The 15,834-nt window shown below is 51.4% G+C and carries 13 protein-coding genes and 1 other RNA gene; 12 read left to right on the top strand and 2 right to left on the bottom strand.

Annotation, left to right across the window (positions count from 1 at the left end; genetic code table 11):
- Positions 1–59: 59 nt before the first annotated feature.
- Both AYJ59_RS10395 and AYJ59_RS10390 read right to left on the bottom strand, forming a co-directional pair.
- On the bottom strand, positions 60–1,346 hold the full coding sequence (locus tag AYJ59_RS10395; RefSeq protein ID WP_127120054.1) for an HDOD domain-containing protein: 1,287 nt from the start codon (positions 1,344–1,346) through the stop codon (positions 60–62).
- 218 nt (positions 1,347–1,564) lie between these two features.
- Positions 1,565–2,095 (bottom strand): DUF2062 domain-containing protein, encoded by a 531-nt coding sequence (locus AYJ59_RS10390; protein WP_038151899.1) that lies wholly within the window; start codon positions 2,093–2,095, stop codon positions 1,565–1,567.
- 331 nt (positions 2,096–2,426) lie between these two features.
- Between AYJ59_RS10390 and rnpB the strand changes: the two genes are divergently transcribed.
- The 12 genes from rnpB to murG all read left to right on the top strand — a co-directional run bounded on the left by rnpB (position 2,427) and on the right by murG (position 15,819).
- An RNA gene (gene rnpB / locus AYJ59_RS10385) (RNase P RNA component class A) lies at positions 2,427–2,790 on the top strand.
- A 493-nt stretch (positions 2,791–3,283) separates the two neighbouring features.
- Complete coding sequence (gene mraZ / locus AYJ59_RS10380; protein WP_127120053.1) at positions 3,284–3,745, top strand: division/cell wall cluster transcriptional repressor MraZ; 462 nt, start codon at positions 3,284–3,286, stop codon at positions 3,743–3,745.
- Between the two features lies 1 nt (position 3,746).
- Positions 3,747–4,685: a 16S rRNA (cytosine(1402)-N(4))-methyltransferase RsmH gene (gene rsmH / locus AYJ59_RS10375; protein WP_127120052.1), complete on the top strand. Its 939-nt coding sequence runs from the start codon at positions 3,747–3,749 to the stop codon at positions 4,683–4,685.
- Positions 4,686–4,781: 96 nt separating this feature from the next.
- Positions 4,782–5,978: a cell division protein FtsZ gene (gene ftsZ, locus AYJ59_RS10370; protein ID WP_127120051.1), complete on the top strand. Its 1,197-nt coding sequence runs from the start codon at positions 4,782–4,784 to the stop codon at positions 5,976–5,978.
- 49 nt (positions 5,979–6,027) lie between these two features.
- Positions 6,028–6,384 (top strand): cell division protein FtsL, encoded by a 357-nt coding sequence (gene ftsL, locus AYJ59_RS10365; RefSeq protein ID WP_127120050.1) that lies wholly within the window; start codon positions 6,028–6,030, stop codon positions 6,382–6,384.
- Positions 6,356–8,128, top strand: coding sequence for a peptidoglycan D,D-transpeptidase FtsI family protein (locus tag AYJ59_RS10360; RefSeq protein WP_237260323.1), 1,773 nt, complete (start codon positions 6,356–6,358; stop codon positions 8,126–8,128). Before ftsL ends, AYJ59_RS10360 begins: the two co-directional genes overlap by 29 nt.
- Complete coding sequence (locus tag AYJ59_RS10355) at positions 8,125–9,612, top strand: UDP-N-acetylmuramoyl-L-alanyl-D-glutamate--2,6-diaminopimelate ligase (RefSeq protein WP_127120049.1); 1,488 nt, start codon at positions 8,125–8,127, stop codon at positions 9,610–9,612. Before AYJ59_RS10360 ends, AYJ59_RS10355 begins: the two co-directional genes overlap by 4 nt.
- Positions 9,613–9,616: 4 nt before the next feature.
- Positions 9,617–11,023 (top strand): UDP-N-acetylmuramoyl-tripeptide--D-alanyl-D-alanine ligase, encoded by a 1,407-nt coding sequence (locus AYJ59_RS10350; protein WP_127120048.1) that lies wholly within the window; start codon positions 9,617–9,619, stop codon positions 11,021–11,023.
- 31 nt (positions 11,024–11,054) lie between these two features.
- Positions 11,055–12,140: a phospho-N-acetylmuramoyl-pentapeptide-transferase gene (gene mraY, locus AYJ59_RS10345; RefSeq protein WP_127120047.1), complete on the top strand. Its 1,086-nt coding sequence runs from the start codon at positions 11,055–11,057 to the stop codon at positions 12,138–12,140.
- 90 nt (positions 12,141–12,230) lie between these two features.
- Positions 12,231–13,580 carry a UDP-N-acetylmuramoyl-L-alanine--D-glutamate ligase gene (gene murD / locus AYJ59_RS10340; RefSeq protein WP_127120046.1) on the top strand — a complete coding sequence of 450 codons (1,350 nt, stop codon included), beginning with the start codon at positions 12,231–12,233 and terminating at the stop codon, positions 13,578–13,580.
- Positions 13,577–14,761 carry a putative lipid II flippase FtsW gene (ftsW, locus tag AYJ59_RS10335; RefSeq protein ID WP_127120045.1) on the top strand — a complete coding sequence of 395 codons (1,185 nt, stop codon included), beginning with the start codon at positions 13,577–13,579 and terminating at the stop codon, positions 14,759–14,761. Before murD ends, ftsW begins: the two co-directional genes overlap by 4 nt.
- On the top strand, positions 14,758–15,819 hold the full coding sequence (murG, locus tag AYJ59_RS10330) for an undecaprenyldiphospho-muramoylpentapeptide beta-N-acetylglucosaminyltransferase (RefSeq protein WP_127120044.1): 1,062 nt from the start codon (positions 14,758–14,760) through the stop codon (positions 15,817–15,819). Before ftsW ends, murG begins: the two co-directional genes overlap by 4 nt.
- The last annotated feature ends 15 nt before the right edge of the window (positions 15,820–15,834 follow it).

Below are 15,834 nucleotides of genomic sequence, written 5' to 3'. Positions count from 1 at the left end.
TGAAAAATGTTTCATCTCGGTTGTTTATTGCCGATGACGTGGAATTGATTTGAACAGCATTAAAGTCCGGCGATGTCGGTGACTTTATAGCCGGTGGTGATGACCATGGTGTAAGCCGCACGAACGTGTTCCTGACTGATGTCCAAATGACTGAGAGCGTAATCGCGGGATTGTTTGAGCTCGTCGCTGACGTAGTTTTGCCCCATGGCGGAGCAGGCGACAAAATCGCTGAGCATCATCAACAGTGCCATGTTGCAGATTTTGTTGTGTGTTTGGCGAATCTGTGGCGTGATGTGGCGGGAGTGGTGCAGCAAAATTCCTTTATAGATTTCGGGAATCATGTCCCAGTTCTTGGCAATGATGACCCCGGCTTCACTGTGGGATGTGTCGAACATGTCCAATTCCTGTTGCCGTGCGGTATAGGGTTTGGACAGGGATTTCAGGAAAATCGGCTTATAGGCGATGGGGTCGATTTTCGAGAGGAAAACGGCTCCGATGTTTTGTAGAAGTCCTGCCAGATAAGCCTCGGAGCGACTGATGCCGTCAATGCTATCGGACAGTTCCGCTGCGGCCAAACCGGCGTTCATGCCGTGCTTCATAATCGCGTTTTCCAGTGGACTGTTATTGTGTTGCCGCACCAGAATCGCGGAGGAGAACAGTTCGAATACATTGTCCAGTCCGATCAGGTTGAGAATGGTGCGGACCTTCATCAATTGGTCGATGGATTTTTTCGGATAAGCATCTTTGGCGATTTTAATGAATTCCGCCAATGTTTCGGGGCTTTTTCGGATGAGGGATTCAATTTGCGACAGGTTCGGATTGGGTCGATACAGCTCTTCCTTGACGGCCAAGAGTTCCGGCGGCAAATGGTACACATACACCCGTTTCAGTAACTCCAGTGCGGTGACCAGGCGGCTTTCCAGATGTGGGGAAATGCCGGACTTTTCGGCACCGCAGGTGTCTTCCAGTAATGCATTGAGGCCGGCCCCGCCCTGAATCAGGGCATCGTGCAAGGTTTGCGCCGGCTCGGAAAGGTTGACCAGGCGAGCCCCGTAGTAGTGGCGGTCGTGGCGTCTGCGATAGGAGCTGATGACCAATGCTTCGATTTTATAGGGTTCGGTTTTCAGGGAAGAAACTTGCACGTTCGAAAAAAGCCGTCCGATTTGAAATTCCTTGACACTGCTGTCGGTGACAAAGGAAATGCCGCCTTGCGAAATGTCGTAGCCGTCCAGCTGAAAATTATTGAGGGTGACGGTGAAGTCGCGCTCGTATCGCGGGTGCTGGCGTCTATCCTCTTGGGTTTCAGGCGCTTCCGGGGCAGGTGGGACAGAATCGAGAGTTTGCAAGTGTTTGGAACCTAATTCGAGTTTTAACAAGTTGATATTTAGTTGATTTTGGATACTTTAGCAAAAAATTTACTCCCGAGTAGACGGAAATGTGTTTTAGAGGGATGATTTTTTTAATCCGTGAATCGGAAGTTTTTATTTTTTCAGGGAACTATGGAGGGTTGTCTGGCTAAAACCGCCAGACCTGGCAGGTTTTGATAGTGGCTTTGCTGGGTGGTTTATTGGCCGGATTTAGCCGGTTTATGGAACAGTTGTTTCAGCAGTTGGATGCCGTGGAAATGGGCAATCAGCAGATAGAAGATGGTACCGATAATGACACCGAGGACCATATTGCCGAGAAAGAACGGTTGCCAGATGTGCGGAAAAATATCGCTGAACCATTGCTGTGAGGCGATTTCGATGTTCGGGTCGATGTTTTTCAACGGCGGGGTGTCCAACAACCAGGTGCCGAACCGATAGCCGCCGTACCAGATGAAGCCCATGGTCAAAGGGTTGGTGATCCAAGCCAAAGCCGTGGCTAACGGGATGTTGGCACGGGTGTAATAAGCCAGAATCGATCCCAGCAACATTTGAAAGGGAACCGGCAACATCATGCAAAAAGCGCCGATGAAACCGGCGCGTGCAAAAGATAAACGGTCGCCGGCCCAATAAACGCGGTCGCGAAAACGAGGGAAATACTTGTTCAGGAACGGCGAGGCTTTGACTTTGCGGCCGATCTGGTGGACTTTCAGTTTGAGAAATCGAATCATGACCGTTATTTTAACAGCCTATTTGTTCGGGACTCTGAAGAAATTTCAGTCTTTGCTTATGAGAATTCAGACAGTATCAATAGTAGTTGAAGAGGATAAAAATAACCGTCAGCACTAAGGCGAATAAAAAAGCTGACGGCTTGCAAATGTTGATACTTGGTTTTTTCCCATCCTGGTGGTTCATATTATGATTAATCGCTTCCATGGACTAATACGCTCTTATGTTTCCGGAACAAAATCATAGCAATGCGATTTTGTTTTAGGAAATCAGAGGTTTTTATATCGGTATTTGATGGACTTTTACAACGGTCTACTGTAGAGTTTGCGCCTGTAAGAGGGTTGGGCAATCGCGAGGCTTCGCTTCGAGGAAAGTCCGGGCACTGCAGAGCGGAATGCCAGCTAACGGCTGGGCGGTGAGAGCCGACGGAAAGTGCAGCAGAGAGTAGACCGCCAAGTTTCTTGGTAAGGGTGAAAGGGTGCGGTAAGAGCGCACCGCGCAACGGGTAACCGTTTGTGGCACGGCAAACCCCATTCAGTGCAAGACCAAATAGGAAAACGCGCCCGGTTCGCCGGGCAAGGTGCGGCTCGTACTTGGTTTTCGGGTAGGTTGCTTGAGGGGCGCAGTGATGCGCTTCCTAGATGAATGATTGCCACCAGCAATGGTACAGAACCCGGCTTATAGACCCTCTTATATTTCCCCCAAGTTGTTTCTTCAAACTTGTTCAGGCTTTTTTGGCCTTTTCTTTTGGCGTCGCGCCAGGCTTTATATTGTTATTTTTTCTGAATTGAAAATTTTCACCACTTTTTGCCACTTTCGACGCAGTTGCCTGCAAAAAATTACCACTTTTTCCCCTTTAGGATTTTTGGCTCTATATGTGGTGTTTTATAAAATAAAAAACCCTATATATAGTGCTTTGTCTCAAAAGGGCTCACAAGTCTTTCTTTGTTTTTAGTTTTCAAAACGTTAGTTTTTGTACTTAATTTTAATTATTTGTTTTGTTTTGTAACTTGTTGAAAATTAAAAGTAAAAAATTTTTAATGCTAAGGCGGTTCGCTATTCGTTAACGTCGCTAAGTTGTTGGTCTGTAAACAGAAATTCAAAAATCTTTGTTGGAGGGCGCTTGACAGTGGTTGCAAAGTTCAATATAGTGGCGACAAGTGGAAGAAAGTGGCGAAAAGTGGGAATAAATGTTGTTCTTTCGGGGTATCAATTCAATCAATATCGATGCAAAGGGGCGTTTGGCTGTACCCAAACGTTACCGTGAGTCGATTGAGGAAGCGAGTGATAATCAGCTTGTCGCTACGATTGACTTGCATAGCCCGTGCCTGCTGATCTACACCATGGATGAATGGGAAGTGATTGAGCGCAAATTGATGTCACTGCCGAATATGGATCCACAAGCGCGTTTGGTACAGCGACTGTTGCTGGGCCATGCTTCGGAAATGGAAATGGACGGCCAGGGCCGTGTGTTGCTGCCGAGCCTGTTGCGCGAACACGCCAAGTTGGAAAAAGAAGCGATTTTACTGGGTCAGGGAAATAAATTCGAACTTTGGTCGCAAAGTGCTTGGGAAGCCAGTCGTCCGGAAATGTTGGATACGGCGTCCGGTGTGGGCGAGGTGTCTGAGTCGCTGGCAACTTTGAGTCTGTAATATGACGGAGTCGACAACAAACGCCGGCCATTACTCTGTGATGCTGGCGGAATCCGTAGACGGGTTGGCGATTCGTCAAGATGGTATTTATGTGGACTGTACCTTTGGACGCGGTGGGCACAGTCGCACGATTTTGAATCAGCTGGGGCCGGATGGTCGTTTGATGGCGATTGATCAGGACCCGGAAGCGGTGCAATACGCACAGCAATATTTCAAGGATGACCGTTTTCAGATTCAGCAAGGCAGTTTCGAGCGTTTGGCGCAGTATTGCGAACAACGCGACTGGCTGGAAAAAGTGGACGGCGTCTTGATTGATTTAGGGGTGTCGTCCCCGCAACTGGATCAGGCTGAACGTGGATTCAGTTTTATGCGTTCCGGACCTTTGGACATGCGGATGAATCCGGAAAGTGGTTTAAGTGCACGCGAGTGGCTTAAACAGGTTGATGAAAAAACACTGGCACAAGTGTTACGGCAATACGGCGAAGAAAAGTTTTCCGGTCGCATTGCCCGTCAAATAAAAGAAGCGGTGGCGGCCGATGGCTTGCACACCACAAAGGAACTGGCGGAACTGGTGTCGAAAGCGACACCGAAAAAGGACAAAAACAAACATCCGGCGACACGCACGTTTCAAGCGATTCGCATTGCAGTGAATCGCGAGCTGGATGTATTGAAGACGGTATTGGAAGCGTCTGTCGAGGTGTTGGCACCCGGAGGGCGTTTATCGGTTATCAGCTTTCATTCGCTGGAGGACCGAATCGTCAAACAATTTATCCGGGACCAATCTCGTATTCGGGATTTGTTTCCGGATTCGCCGGTTCAGCTGGAAGTGGTTGAACCGGTGTTGCGGAAAGTCGGGAAGCCGGTTTTCCCAACCGAAGAAGAATGCCAGGAGAATCCGCGATCGCGTAGTGCGGTCTTGCGGATTGCCGAACGAATTTAATGCGATGACAGCATCGCGTAACCGAATTTATTGATTCGCTGACGCCGGCGGTTCGATAAGTCATGGCAACATTGTGTTGATTAAGGGGAGTATCACATGAAGTTTAATTTACAAGAAACCATTTCCGCAGATGCGGGCATGCCGAAGATCAAAGTCGTTGGTCTAGGCGGTGGTGGCGGTAATGCCGTCGATTATATGGTGCGCTCGGAAGTCGAGGGCGTCGATTTTATCTGTGCTAATACCGATGTTCAGGCGTTGAAAAACGCCAATGTCGAAACCTGCATTCAGTTGGGTGCCAATGGTTTGGGCGCGGGTGCGAATCCTGAAAAGGGCATGGAAGCCGCCAAGGAAAATATCGAACAGGTGAAAGAAGCGCTGAAAGGCGCGGATATGGTGTTTATCACTGCCGGTATGGGCGGTGGCACTGGAACCGGTTCTGCTCCGGTTGTTGCACAAGCCGCCCGTGAAATGGGTATCTTAACCGTCGGTGTTGTCAGTAAGCCGTTCAGCTTCGAGCGTCGTGGCAAGGTGGCGGAAGCCGGTATTCAGCAGTTGGCAGAACATGTCGATTCTTTGATTACGGTGCCGAACGACAAGTTGCTTAAGGTGCTTGGAAAAGATTTTGTATTGGCGAAAGCGTTTGATTACGCCAACGAAGTATTGCACGGTGCCGTGCAAGGGATCTCGGAATTGGTCACTCGTCCGGGCATGATCAATGTCGACTTTGAGGATTTGCGTACCGTAATGACGGAACGTGGTGTCGCCATGATGGGTGTCGGACATGCGACTGGTGAAGCCCGTGCGGTGAAAGCAGCGGAAAAAGCGATTGCCAACCCGTTGCTGGAAGACATTTCGGTTTCCGGTGCGCGCGGTCTGTTGGTCAATATTACATCCGGCTTGGATTTCACCCTGGGTGAATTCAACGAAGTGGGTGACGTGATTGATCAAGTGGCGTCGGAAGATGCCAAGGTCATTATCGGGACGTCGATTGACGAAAGCATGAATGATGAAATTCGTGTCACTGTCGTGGCAACCGGTTTGTGCGAAGTGGCGGAAGCCAAACGCCCGGAAGTGGTGAAGCCGAATTTGCAGGCGGTTGAAGCCAGCAAAGCCGAAGAAAAACAAGAAGTGCAACGCCATGCCGCGCCGAAAGCCGAGGCTGCACCGGAGGTGTCCAAATCACCGGAAACGGTTCGTCCGAAAATGGTTGTGAACGGGGGTGTCACCGGCAGCGTGGATTCCAGTTCCAACTACTTGGACATTCCGGCGTTCTTGCGTCGCCAAGTCGATTAATCGTAATCGGCGTCGCTAAACTCGTTTAGCACGCTCCAAACACTTGCAAATGGTGTCGCAAAAACTCCCCAGTCTGGGCCAGTTTTCTTCTGTGAACTGGCGTGGGCTTCTTGCGCTCCTTTTGCTTGTCATCGTTTTAATTTCCCTCATTGCCATTATTCTGGTTCAACATCAGGTTCGTCACTTGGAAACCCAGTATGCACGTGCTTTGAAGCAAGAAGTTGCTTTGCATGAAGAGCATGGCAAGCTGACATTGGAAAAGCATCATTTGACCGCTTTGGCCCGTGTCGAGCACATTGCTCGTACCGAGTTGAAAATGACTTTGGATAAAACGCCGGAAAATCACAACGCCCAAACCATTATTTTGGAAAAGAAAGATGCACCTGCAGTCGAACACCAAAATTAGACGGGATTGGATTATCTATGGCTTGATTGTCTTATTGTTTTCGGCCATTTTCGCAAAAGCCTTCCATGTTCAGATTCTGGAAGCCGACTTTTTACAATCGGAAGGCAATAAACGTCAGATTCGCAGTCTGGAAATTCCCGCACCGCGCGGTGAAATTTACGATCGGAACGGCAAGGTGTTGGCGTTGAGCACGCCGATTGACTCGATTTGGGTCGATCCGAAAATTCTCTCCTTTTATCTAGATCCGGCTCAGCAGCAGGCGCAATTGCTCAAGGAGAATCTCACCACTCAGCAGGTGGCGAAGCGCAAAGCGTTGATAGACGCTAAGTACCACGCCTATCAACAGATGTTGAAACTGCTGAATGTCTCGGAGGAAACGTTTACCCGTCAGGTGTTGGCAAAGAAAAATCGGCGTTTTATGTATGTCGAGCGCGGGGTCCTGCCGGAACTGTCCGCGCAGATTGAAGATTTGGATGTACCCGGGTTGTATGTTCAAAACCAATATAAGCGTTATTATCCGGCCGGTGAAGTGGTCGGGCACCTGATTGGTTTTACCAATATCGATGATACCGGCATCGCCGGCATTGAAAAAACCTATGATGACTGGCTGTCCGGTCATGCCGGTAAAAAACAGATCATTAAAGACCGTGCGGGGCGGGTCATTGAGTTCGTAAAAGACATTGAACCCGCCGAACCCGGCCAGCCTCTGGTGCTGAGTATTGATGAAGATCTGCAGTTCTTTTTATATCATGCGTTGAAAAAAGCGTTTATTCGTCACCAGGCGCAGTCCATTATGTCGGTGATTTTGGATGCCCAAACCGGGGAAGTGCTGGCGATGGTGTCCTTGCCGGGCTTTAACCCGAACGATCGCAGCCAATTGACCGGCAACCGCTTGCGAAACCGTGTGATTGCGGACCGCATTGAACCGGGGTCCACTGTCAAGCCGTTTATTGTCGCCAAAGCGTTGGATTTGGGCGTGCTTCACTTGGATGATGAAATCGATACCCGTCCCGGTTCCTTGCGCATTCAAGGACAACGCATTACCGATACCCGCAATCACGGCGTCATTACCCCGGGTGAAGTGATCAAATTATCCAGTAATGTCGGGGCCAGTAAAATCGCGTTTAAGATGACACCGCAACAAGAGTGGCAGATGTATCATGACGTCGGGTTCGGCCAGGATTTGGGGCTTTTCCTGCCGGGTGAAACCCTCGGATTTATTCGTCCGGCGACGGAATGGCAGAAAATCGACCAGGCCTCGGCCTCATTCGGCTATGGCTTTAATATCAATTTGATGCAATTGGCTCAGGCCTATTTGATTTTCGCCAATGAAGGCAAAATCAAACCGGTCAGTCTTTTGAAGTTGAACAAGGTGCCGGAAGGTACGCAAGTGGTGTCCAAGGAATCGGCGGAAGCAGTGCTGGCGATGATGGAAAAGGTGGCGGCGCGCAAGGGCACGGCACCGGAAGCCAATATTGAAGGCTATCGTGTGGCCGGTAAGACCGGCACGGTGCACCGGACCAAAATCGGTGGCTACGAACAGAATAAATACATTTCGTTATTTGCCGGCATTGTGCCGGTGTCGAATCCAAAATACATTATGGTCACCGCCATTAACGAACCCAGTCGCGGCATTTATTATGGTGGGAAAGTGGCGGCGCCGGTTTTTCACGAAGTGATGCAGGAAGCGTTGCGCTTGAATAACATTCCACCGGACGAAGTTCTGGAGGAGGGAGCACCGTGAAAACCTTGTCCGCGTTGTTCGACTTTCTGAGGCTGCAGGTTTCCGGAGTTGCAGGCCATTCAGTCACGCGTTTGACCATCGACTCCCGGCGGGTGAACGCTGGAACGGTGTTTATCGCGCTGCCGGGCGTGTCCTGTCACGGGATGACGTTTGCCGGTCAAGCCGAACAAGCGGGCGCCAGCGCCATCCTAACCGATGAGGCAGGCCTGGCGGATTTTGATGTTTCTGGGCTGAAGTGCCCGGTGTATTCGGTACCGAATTTACAAAACCGTTTACCGGACCTGGCGAAATGGTTTTACGACGATCCGAGTCGCCGGGTGAAAATCATTGGCATTACCGGCACCAATGGTAAGACATCGACCAGTCATTACATTGGCCAATTGTTGCAGTCAGCCGGTTACAAAGTGGCTTTAATGGGCACCCTGGGCAATGGTTTGATTGGTGATCTGCAGCCGAGTCGTAATACGACTTTGGAAGTGCTGGTGTTGAACGAGTGGCTGGCACGTTTTGCGGAACAGCAGGTCGATTATGTGGTGATGGAAGTCTCGTCCCATGCCGTCAGTTTGAACCGCATTGCCGGTTTGCAATTTGATGTGGTGGCTTTGACGCAGGTGACTCGGGATCATTTGGATTTTCACGGTTCCGAAGCCGGATACCGTGCCGCAAAAAAACAATTGTTCGAGGCCTATCCGAGCCGCTGTCAGGTGTTGAATCTGGAGGATGAAACCGGTACGGATTTGGCTGAAAAAGCCCATCAAAGTATTTTGACTTACGCCCAAGTGGCGCCGAATGCGGATGTCCGTTTACAATCGGTATCGTTTCAACCGACGGGCTTGAAAGGCCGGTTGCAATTGCCTGTCGGTGAGTGCGATTTCGATTTGCCGCTGATGGGTGGGTTTAATGTGGAAAACCTATTATGCGCTGTCAGTTGTGTTTGGTGCTGCGGCTTGGATTCCGGCGATATTCAAAAAGCCGTCACACATTTACGGGCCGTGCCGGGCAGAATGGAAGTGTTGACGCGCCCAAATCAACCAACGGTGGTGATTGATTACGCTCATACACCGGATGCCTTACAAGCTGTTTTGGCGGCGGTGGGGCAACATTTACCGACTGGAGAAAACGACTTATGGGTCGTGTTCGGTTGCGGCGGGGATCGGGATAAGGGAAAACGACCGCTCATGGGTCAAGTGGCGGCTCAATTGAGTGGTCATGTGATTTTGACCGATGATAATCCGCGGTCGGAATCGCCTGAAGCGATTGTGGCGGATATTCAAGCCGGCTTCGATAAACCGGCCGACGTGATTCATGACCGTGAGCAAGCGATAGCCACCGCCATCCAACAAGCCGGACCGCAAGCGGTGGTCGTTGTGGCGGGGAAAGGGCACGAAGATTATCAGGAAATCAATGGTCAGCGATGGCCGATGAGCGATCAAGGCGCCGTGGAAAAGGCGTTCCAATCGTTATCAAGACAAGGGGAGGCATAGGCAAATGGCCTGGACATTATCACAATTGGTGGAGGCGACAAACGGTGTCCTGACGGGGGAGCTGTTGGGGGAAGACCCGATTCGGTTCGACTCGGTCAGTACCGATACGCGGACGTTGAAATCGGGGGCTTTGTATGTGGCCCTGAAAGGCGCCAATTTTGACGGCCATGCCTTTATTGCCGAAGCGGTCAAACAGGGCGCGGTAGCGGTGTTGATTTCCGAACCGGTGGAAACGATTGTTCCATCGGTGTTGGTCGAAGACACTCGCATCGCGCTGGGGGAATTCGCCGCCTGGCACCGTCAGCAAATGCAATTGAAAGCCTTGATTGGCGTGACCGGTTCCAATGGTAAAACCACCACCAAAGCCTTGCTGGCGAATATTCTCGCCAAGCAGGCGCAAGTGTTGGCGACGGCGGGTAATTTAAATAACGATTACGGTTTGCCACGCACTTTGCTCGAATTGACGTCGTCCGACGATTACGCGGTGATTGAAATGGGTGCGAATCATCACCGGGAAATACATTATTTGACCAAGATCGCCCGCCCGGACGTTGCCGTCATCACCTTGGCGGCGGGCGCGCATTTGGAAGGTTTCGGGTCGCTGGATGGGGTGATCGAAACCAAGGGTGAAATCATGGACGGTTTGAAACCGGGCGGCACCATCGTGCTGAATACGGATTCGCCGGGGTTTGAGGTTTGGTGCGCCAAGGCCAAACGTCTGGATTTAAAGGTGTTCAGTTTCGGAGAGAGCGAGCAGGCCAATGTCCGTTTGGCGGCGTTTCAGCAAAACCATGATCGCATCCATTTCACCTTGCGGTTGACCTGTCTGGACGGGGCGGAGCGTTCGGTTCAGACCAGCATGCCGATGCTCGGTTTTCATAATGCCATGAATGCGGCGGCGGCTGTGGCCGCGTGTTTGGCGGTCGGGTTAACGTGGGAACAAATTCAGCCAGGCCTGGAAGACTTTGATGGTGTGGCGGGACGCTTGCAAAAGTCAGTCTTACCGCAGGGTGTCTTAATCGACGATACGTATAATGCCAATCCGGCGTCGGTCAAGGCGGCGATTCGAACCTTGGCGGGCTTGCCGGGTGAGTCGGTGGCTTGCTTGGGGGCCATGGCGGAATTGGGCGCCGAATCGCAAAGTCTGCATGAGGACGTGGCCCGTTACGCCAAGGAAAAAGGTGTGGCGTCTTTGTTGGTATTCGGGGTGGCCGCGCAATCCATGCCGGAGGCGTTTGGCGAAGGCGGTGAGTATTTTGAAACGCAAGACGCTTTAATCGCTCGTGCGATTCAATTACTCGAACAAAACCAGGTTCAGAATGTTTTGGTGAAAGGTTCGCGTTCAACACAAATGGAAAAGGTCAGCCAAGCCATAGTGGCGACGGTGGCGGATCGGAATGATAACGGGTGAAGGCCCCTGAAGCAGATTTAAGGAAATCAGCATGTTAATTTATTTGACGGATTACTTGGCACAATTCATTTCCGGGTTCGGGGTGTTTAACTACATTACTATGCGCACCATCATGAGTGTGTTGACCGCCTTGATCATTTCCTTCATCATCGGCCCGAGAGTCATCCGTTGGCTGATTCGCCTGAAGGTCGGACAAAGCGTGCGTCTGGACGGGCCGGAAAGTCATTTGGTGAAAAGCGGTACCCCGACCATGGGCGGGGTGATGATTCTGTTTTCGGTATCCATTGCGGTGTTGTTGTGGGGCAATCTGAGCAATCACTATTTGTTGATTGCCACCCTGACCATGTTGGGATTCGGCATTATCGGGTTTATTGATGACTATCAAAAAGTGGTGTACAAAGACCCGAACGGCATGCGTTCGCGGACCAAATTCTTTTGGCAATCGGTGATTGGGTTGGTAGCCGCTTACAGTCTCTATGCTCTGGCGAAGGTGCCGGCGGAAACCCAGCTGTTGATTCCATATATGAAAGACACCTTTATTTATCTGGGCGCCTGGACCGTGGTGCTGGCGTACTTTGTGATTGTAGGCACCTCGAATGCGGTGAATCTGACGGACGGGCTAGACGGTTTGGCGATTATGCCGACGGTGATGGTGTCGAGTGCTTTGGGTGTGTTCGCTTATATGTCCGGGCATTTGTATTTTTCCGACTATTTGCAGATTCCGTATATTCCGGGCGTCGGTGAATTGGCGATTTTCTGTGCCGCACTGGCCGGTGCCGGGCTAGGCTTTTTGTGGTTCAATGCGCACCCGGCGCAGGTGTTTATGGGGGATGTAGGTTCTCTGGCAATCGGCGCGGCCTTAGGGGTTGTGGCGGTCGCGGTGCGCCAGGAATTGGTGCTGTTCATTATGGGCGGTATTTTCGTGGTGGAAACCCTGTCGGTAATCTTGCAGGTGGGATCTTACCGTTTACGAAACGGCAAGCGCATTTTCTTGATGGCGCCGTTGCATCACCATTTTGAACAAAAAGGCTGGCACGAATCGCAGGTCATTGTGCGTTTTTGGATTATCACCATTATTTTGGTGCTGATCGGTCTGGCCAGTTTGAAAATTCGTTAACGAATCGCATTCGAAAATAAAAGTGTGTTTGAACACCTATAAGAAATTAACCAGCAAGTTAATCAGAACGTAAATCAAAAAAGGGTTGCCATGTATCTTGTTGCAGGGTTGGGAGTGACCGGCCAAAGTGTACTGAAATATTTCACCAGTCAGGGCGAAGCCTGTTACGCTTTCGACACCCGTGAGCAGCTTGACACGAGTGAACTTCAGGCCCAGTTTCCTGAAGTGCAGTTCAAGACCGGGCAGATTCCATCCAGTTGGTGCGATAAAATCGATACCATCGTATTGAGTCCGGGCATTGCCAAGTCCGAACCCTGGGTCAAAGCCTGTATTCAAGCCGGAAAGGAAGTCATTGGCGACATCGAGTTGTTTGCGCGTGCTGCCGGCCAACCGATTGTGGCAATTACCGGTTCCAATGGGAAAAGCACGGTCACCACCTTGGTGGCGGAAGCCTTGAGTGAAGCCGGTTATCAAGTCGGTGTGGGCGGCAATATTGGTTGTCCGGCGCTGGATTTGTTGACCGACGACACCGAATTCAATGTCTATGTGCTCGAACTGTCGAGCTTCCAGCTGGAAACCACCTACTCTTTGCAGACCATTTCATCGACGGTGCTGAACATTTCCGAAGATCATATGGACCGCTATGTCGGGTTGGAAGATTACATTCAAGCGAAAATGACGGTGCTCAACGATACCGAACTGGCGGTGTTGCCGCTGGAATTTGAAACTCTGCACATGGCGAAGCCGGATGAAGAAGTGCGTTTCGGACTGATGGAAGCCGAACGTCTGCCGGAAAAACGTTATGGTCTGATTACCCGAAACGGCCAGGCCTGGCTGGGTTGGGAGGATCATCCGTCGGTGCCGGTTTCTGCGATGGCGCAACAGGGGATGCATCACCAATTGAATGCCTTGGCGATGATGGCCTTATGTCGACCGTTTCAGGTGTCGGATGCGGTGTTTGAAAAGGTCCTAAGCCATTTTCAAGGTCTGCCGCATCGTACACAATTGGTATTGGAGGCGGACGGGGTTCAGTGGATTAACGATTCCAAAGGCACCAATGTCGGCGCTACCGTCACGGCCATTGAGTCCGCGGCGGAAGCCTCGAAAGGCCGAGTGATTTTATTGGCCGGTGGTGTCGGTAAAGACGCCGACTTTTCCGAATTGGGCGACGCGGTGGAACAGTATTGCCGTCAGGCGGTCCTGTTTGGTCGGGATCGGCAATTGATTGCTCAGAGCTTGCCGCCGGCTAAAACCGTGTTTGTGGAAACGTTGGAAGAGGCCATTCAGTTGGCAAAGTCGGTCGCGAAAGCAGGCGATATCGTATTGTTTTCACCGGCGTGTGCCAGTTTTGACCAGTTTAAAAATTACGTTGAAAGAGGCTTGGCCTTTGAAAATTGGGTGCATGAAACCGTGGGCGGCTTGCCCAAGGTGGCGCCATGAGCGTTCGGGATTGGCGTGAACACAGCGCCGGTTGGCAGACCGATTACTGGTTGATCGGTGCGATTGCGGTGCTGATGACACTGGGGCTGGCGATGGTGGCGTCAAGCTCGATTGCCATCAGTGAAAAACGTTTCGGGGACGACACGCATTATTTTCTGCGGCAGTTGTTTTCCATGGGATTGGGTACCTTGGCCGCCTACATCGCTTTTCGGATGCCGCTGTCTTTTTGGCGAAAACACCGTGGTCAATTGTTTATTCTGGGGTTGATTCTGTTGGTGGCAGTGCTGATTTTCGGGCGGGAAATCAACGGCAGTAAACGTTGGTTGCCGCTCATTGTGATGAATTTTCAGGTATCCGAGTTTATGAAAATTGCTGTGGTGGTGTTTATGGCCGGTTATCTGGATCGCCATGCCACGGCGGTGCGGGAAAGTTTTGAAGCGGTGATTCGCCTGGCGTTGCCGTTCGGGGTGATGGCGATTTTGCTTTTATTGGAGCCGGATTTCGGCAGTACCTTCGTGATCGCGGTCATTATTACAGGCATGTTATTGATTGCCGGCGCGCCTTGGCGTTTCTTTGCCATGACCGTTTTGCCAATCGGCACCTTGCTGGTGATGATGGTCATTACCTCGCCGTATCGTATGGCGCGGGTGACCAATTTCCTCGACCCCTGGTCCGATCCGTTTGGTCACGGTTATCAGTTGACGCAGGCGCTCATTGCATCCGGTCGTGGTGAATGGTTTGGGGTCGGTATCGGTGAAAGTGTGCAAAAGCTGTTGTATCTGCCGGATGCGCATACCGACTTTCTGTTCTCGATCTATGCCGAAGAGTTCGGGTTGCTGGGTGTGGCGTTTCTGATTTTGCTGTATTTGTTTATTCTGCACCGTTGTTTCCGCATCGGTGGAAAGGCGTTTGAGAAGCAGGAATACTTCGGCGGTTTGATTGCCTATGGTGTCGGTATTTGGGTGGTGTTGCAGGCGATGATTAACATGGGCGTGAACCTGGGGCTTTTTCCCACCAAAGGCCTGACCTTGCCTTTGATGAGTTATGGGGGTTCCAGTGTGTTGATTTTGATGGCGGCATTGGGGCTGGTGCTGCGCGTCGATTATGAAACCAAACAAAAACCCTTGTCGGCGCTGGAACCGGAAGAGGCACGTGAAAACGAGCGGGAGGCCACGAGATGAAACGGGTGTTGATTATGGCCGGCGGAACCGGCGGGCATGTGTTTCCGGGTATTGCCGTGGCACAGGCCTTGGCAAAGCAGGGCGTGGAAACGGTTTGGCTGGGTACGGCTGGTGGAATGGAGAAGAACTGGGTGGAACAGGCACAGTTACCGTTTTATGAAATTTCCATTAAAGGGTTGCGCGGCAATGGACTGATCGGTTGGTTCAAAGCCCCTTTTAATATTGCACGCGCCTGGTGGCAGGCCCGAAAGATTATTTTGCGGACGCAGCCGGATTTGGTGCTTGGCATGGGCGGTTTTGTGTGCGGCCCGGGCGGCTTGGCGGCCTTATCCCTAGGCAAAAAACTGGTGCTGCACGAACAGAATGCCATTCCCGGGTTGACCAATAAGCTATTGGCGCCGTTTGCCAAACGGGTAATTTGCGCCTTTCCACAACACAAAATTCAGGGCCGTCAGGTCGTTCAGCTTGGCAACCCGGTTCGCGAAGGTTTGGAAACCTTGCCGACGGTGACACCGCACCATCCGCGTCAGCTGTTGGTGGTGGGTGGTAGCCGTGGGGCTTTGGCCTTGAATGAAACGGTTCCGAAAACCCTGGCGTTGTTGCCGCCGGACGTGCGCCCTTGGGTGCGCCATCAAACGGGCGAAAAAACGTTGGGCGCCGCACGACAGGCGTATGCTGAGGCAGGTGTCGAGGCGGAAGTCGTCCCTTTTATTGACGATATGGTTCAAGCGTATCGTGAAGCCGATTTGGTGATTTGCCGTTCTGGTGCTCTGACGGTCTCGGAACTGATGGCGGCGGCTCGTCCAGCGATTATGGTGCCCTATCCGCATGCGGTGGACGATCATCAGACGGCGAACGCTGGCGCATTGGTGGATTTGAAAGGTGGGGAAGTGATTCAGCAAACCGAATTGACGCCGGAGCGATTGGTTCAAGGATTACAGCATTGGTTGGATGAAACCGTCTGCCGCGACGCTTCCGAATCGATTCGAGCCGGCGCGCCGAAAGCCGCCACTGAACGCATTGTCGCGGAATTGGAACAGGTGGCGAAAACGTCTTGAGGCATGATAATACTG

The organism is Thiomicrospira sp. S5 (genome assembly GCF_003991075.1).
GTDB classification, from domain to species: domain Bacteria; phylum Pseudomonadota; class Gammaproteobacteria; order Thiomicrospirales; family Thiomicrospiraceae; genus Hydrogenovibrio; species Hydrogenovibrio thermophilus.
Note: the sequence above shows the minus strand (reverse complement) of the source record. Positions and strands in the feature narration are given on the sequence as shown.

Excerpts from the sequence above, each read along its gene's own strand:
- murD (WP_127120046.1), top strand. The coding sequence starts at position 12,231 with ATGTATCTTGTTGCAGGGTTGGGAGTGACCGGCCAAAGTGTACTGAAA.
- AYJ59_RS10360 (WP_237260323.1), top strand. The coding sequence starts at position 6,356 with ATGCACCTGCAGTCGAACACCAAAATTAGACGGGATTGGATTATCTAT.
- mraY (WP_127120047.1), top strand. The coding sequence starts at position 11,055 with ATGTTAATTTATTTGACGGATTACTTGGCACAATTCATTTCCGGGTTC.
- AYJ59_RS10390 (WP_038151899.1), bottom strand. The coding sequence starts at position 2,095 with ATGATTCGATTTCTCAAACTGAAAGTCCACCAGATCGGCCGCAAAGTC.
- rsmH (WP_127120052.1), top strand. The coding sequence starts at position 3,747 with ATGACGGAGTCGACAACAAACGCCGGCCATTACTCTGTGATGCTGGCG.
- mraZ (WP_127120053.1), top strand. The coding sequence starts at position 3,284 with ATGTTGTTCTTTCGGGGTATCAATTCAATCAATATCGATGCAAAGGGG.
- ftsZ (WP_127120051.1), top strand. The coding sequence starts at position 4,782 with ATGAAGTTTAATTTACAAGAAACCATTTCCGCAGATGCGGGCATGCCG.
- AYJ59_RS10350 (WP_127120048.1), top strand. The coding sequence starts at position 9,617 with ATGGCCTGGACATTATCACAATTGGTGGAGGCGACAAACGGTGTCCTG.
- ftsL (WP_127120050.1), top strand. The coding sequence starts at position 6,028 with ATGGTGTCGCAAAAACTCCCCAGTCTGGGCCAGTTTTCTTCTGTGAAC.
- murG (WP_127120044.1), top strand. The coding sequence starts at position 14,758 with ATGAAACGGGTGTTGATTATGGCCGGCGGAACCGGCGGGCATGTGTTT.
- ftsW (WP_127120045.1), top strand. The coding sequence starts at position 13,577 with ATGAGCGTTCGGGATTGGCGTGAACACAGCGCCGGTTGGCAGACCGAT.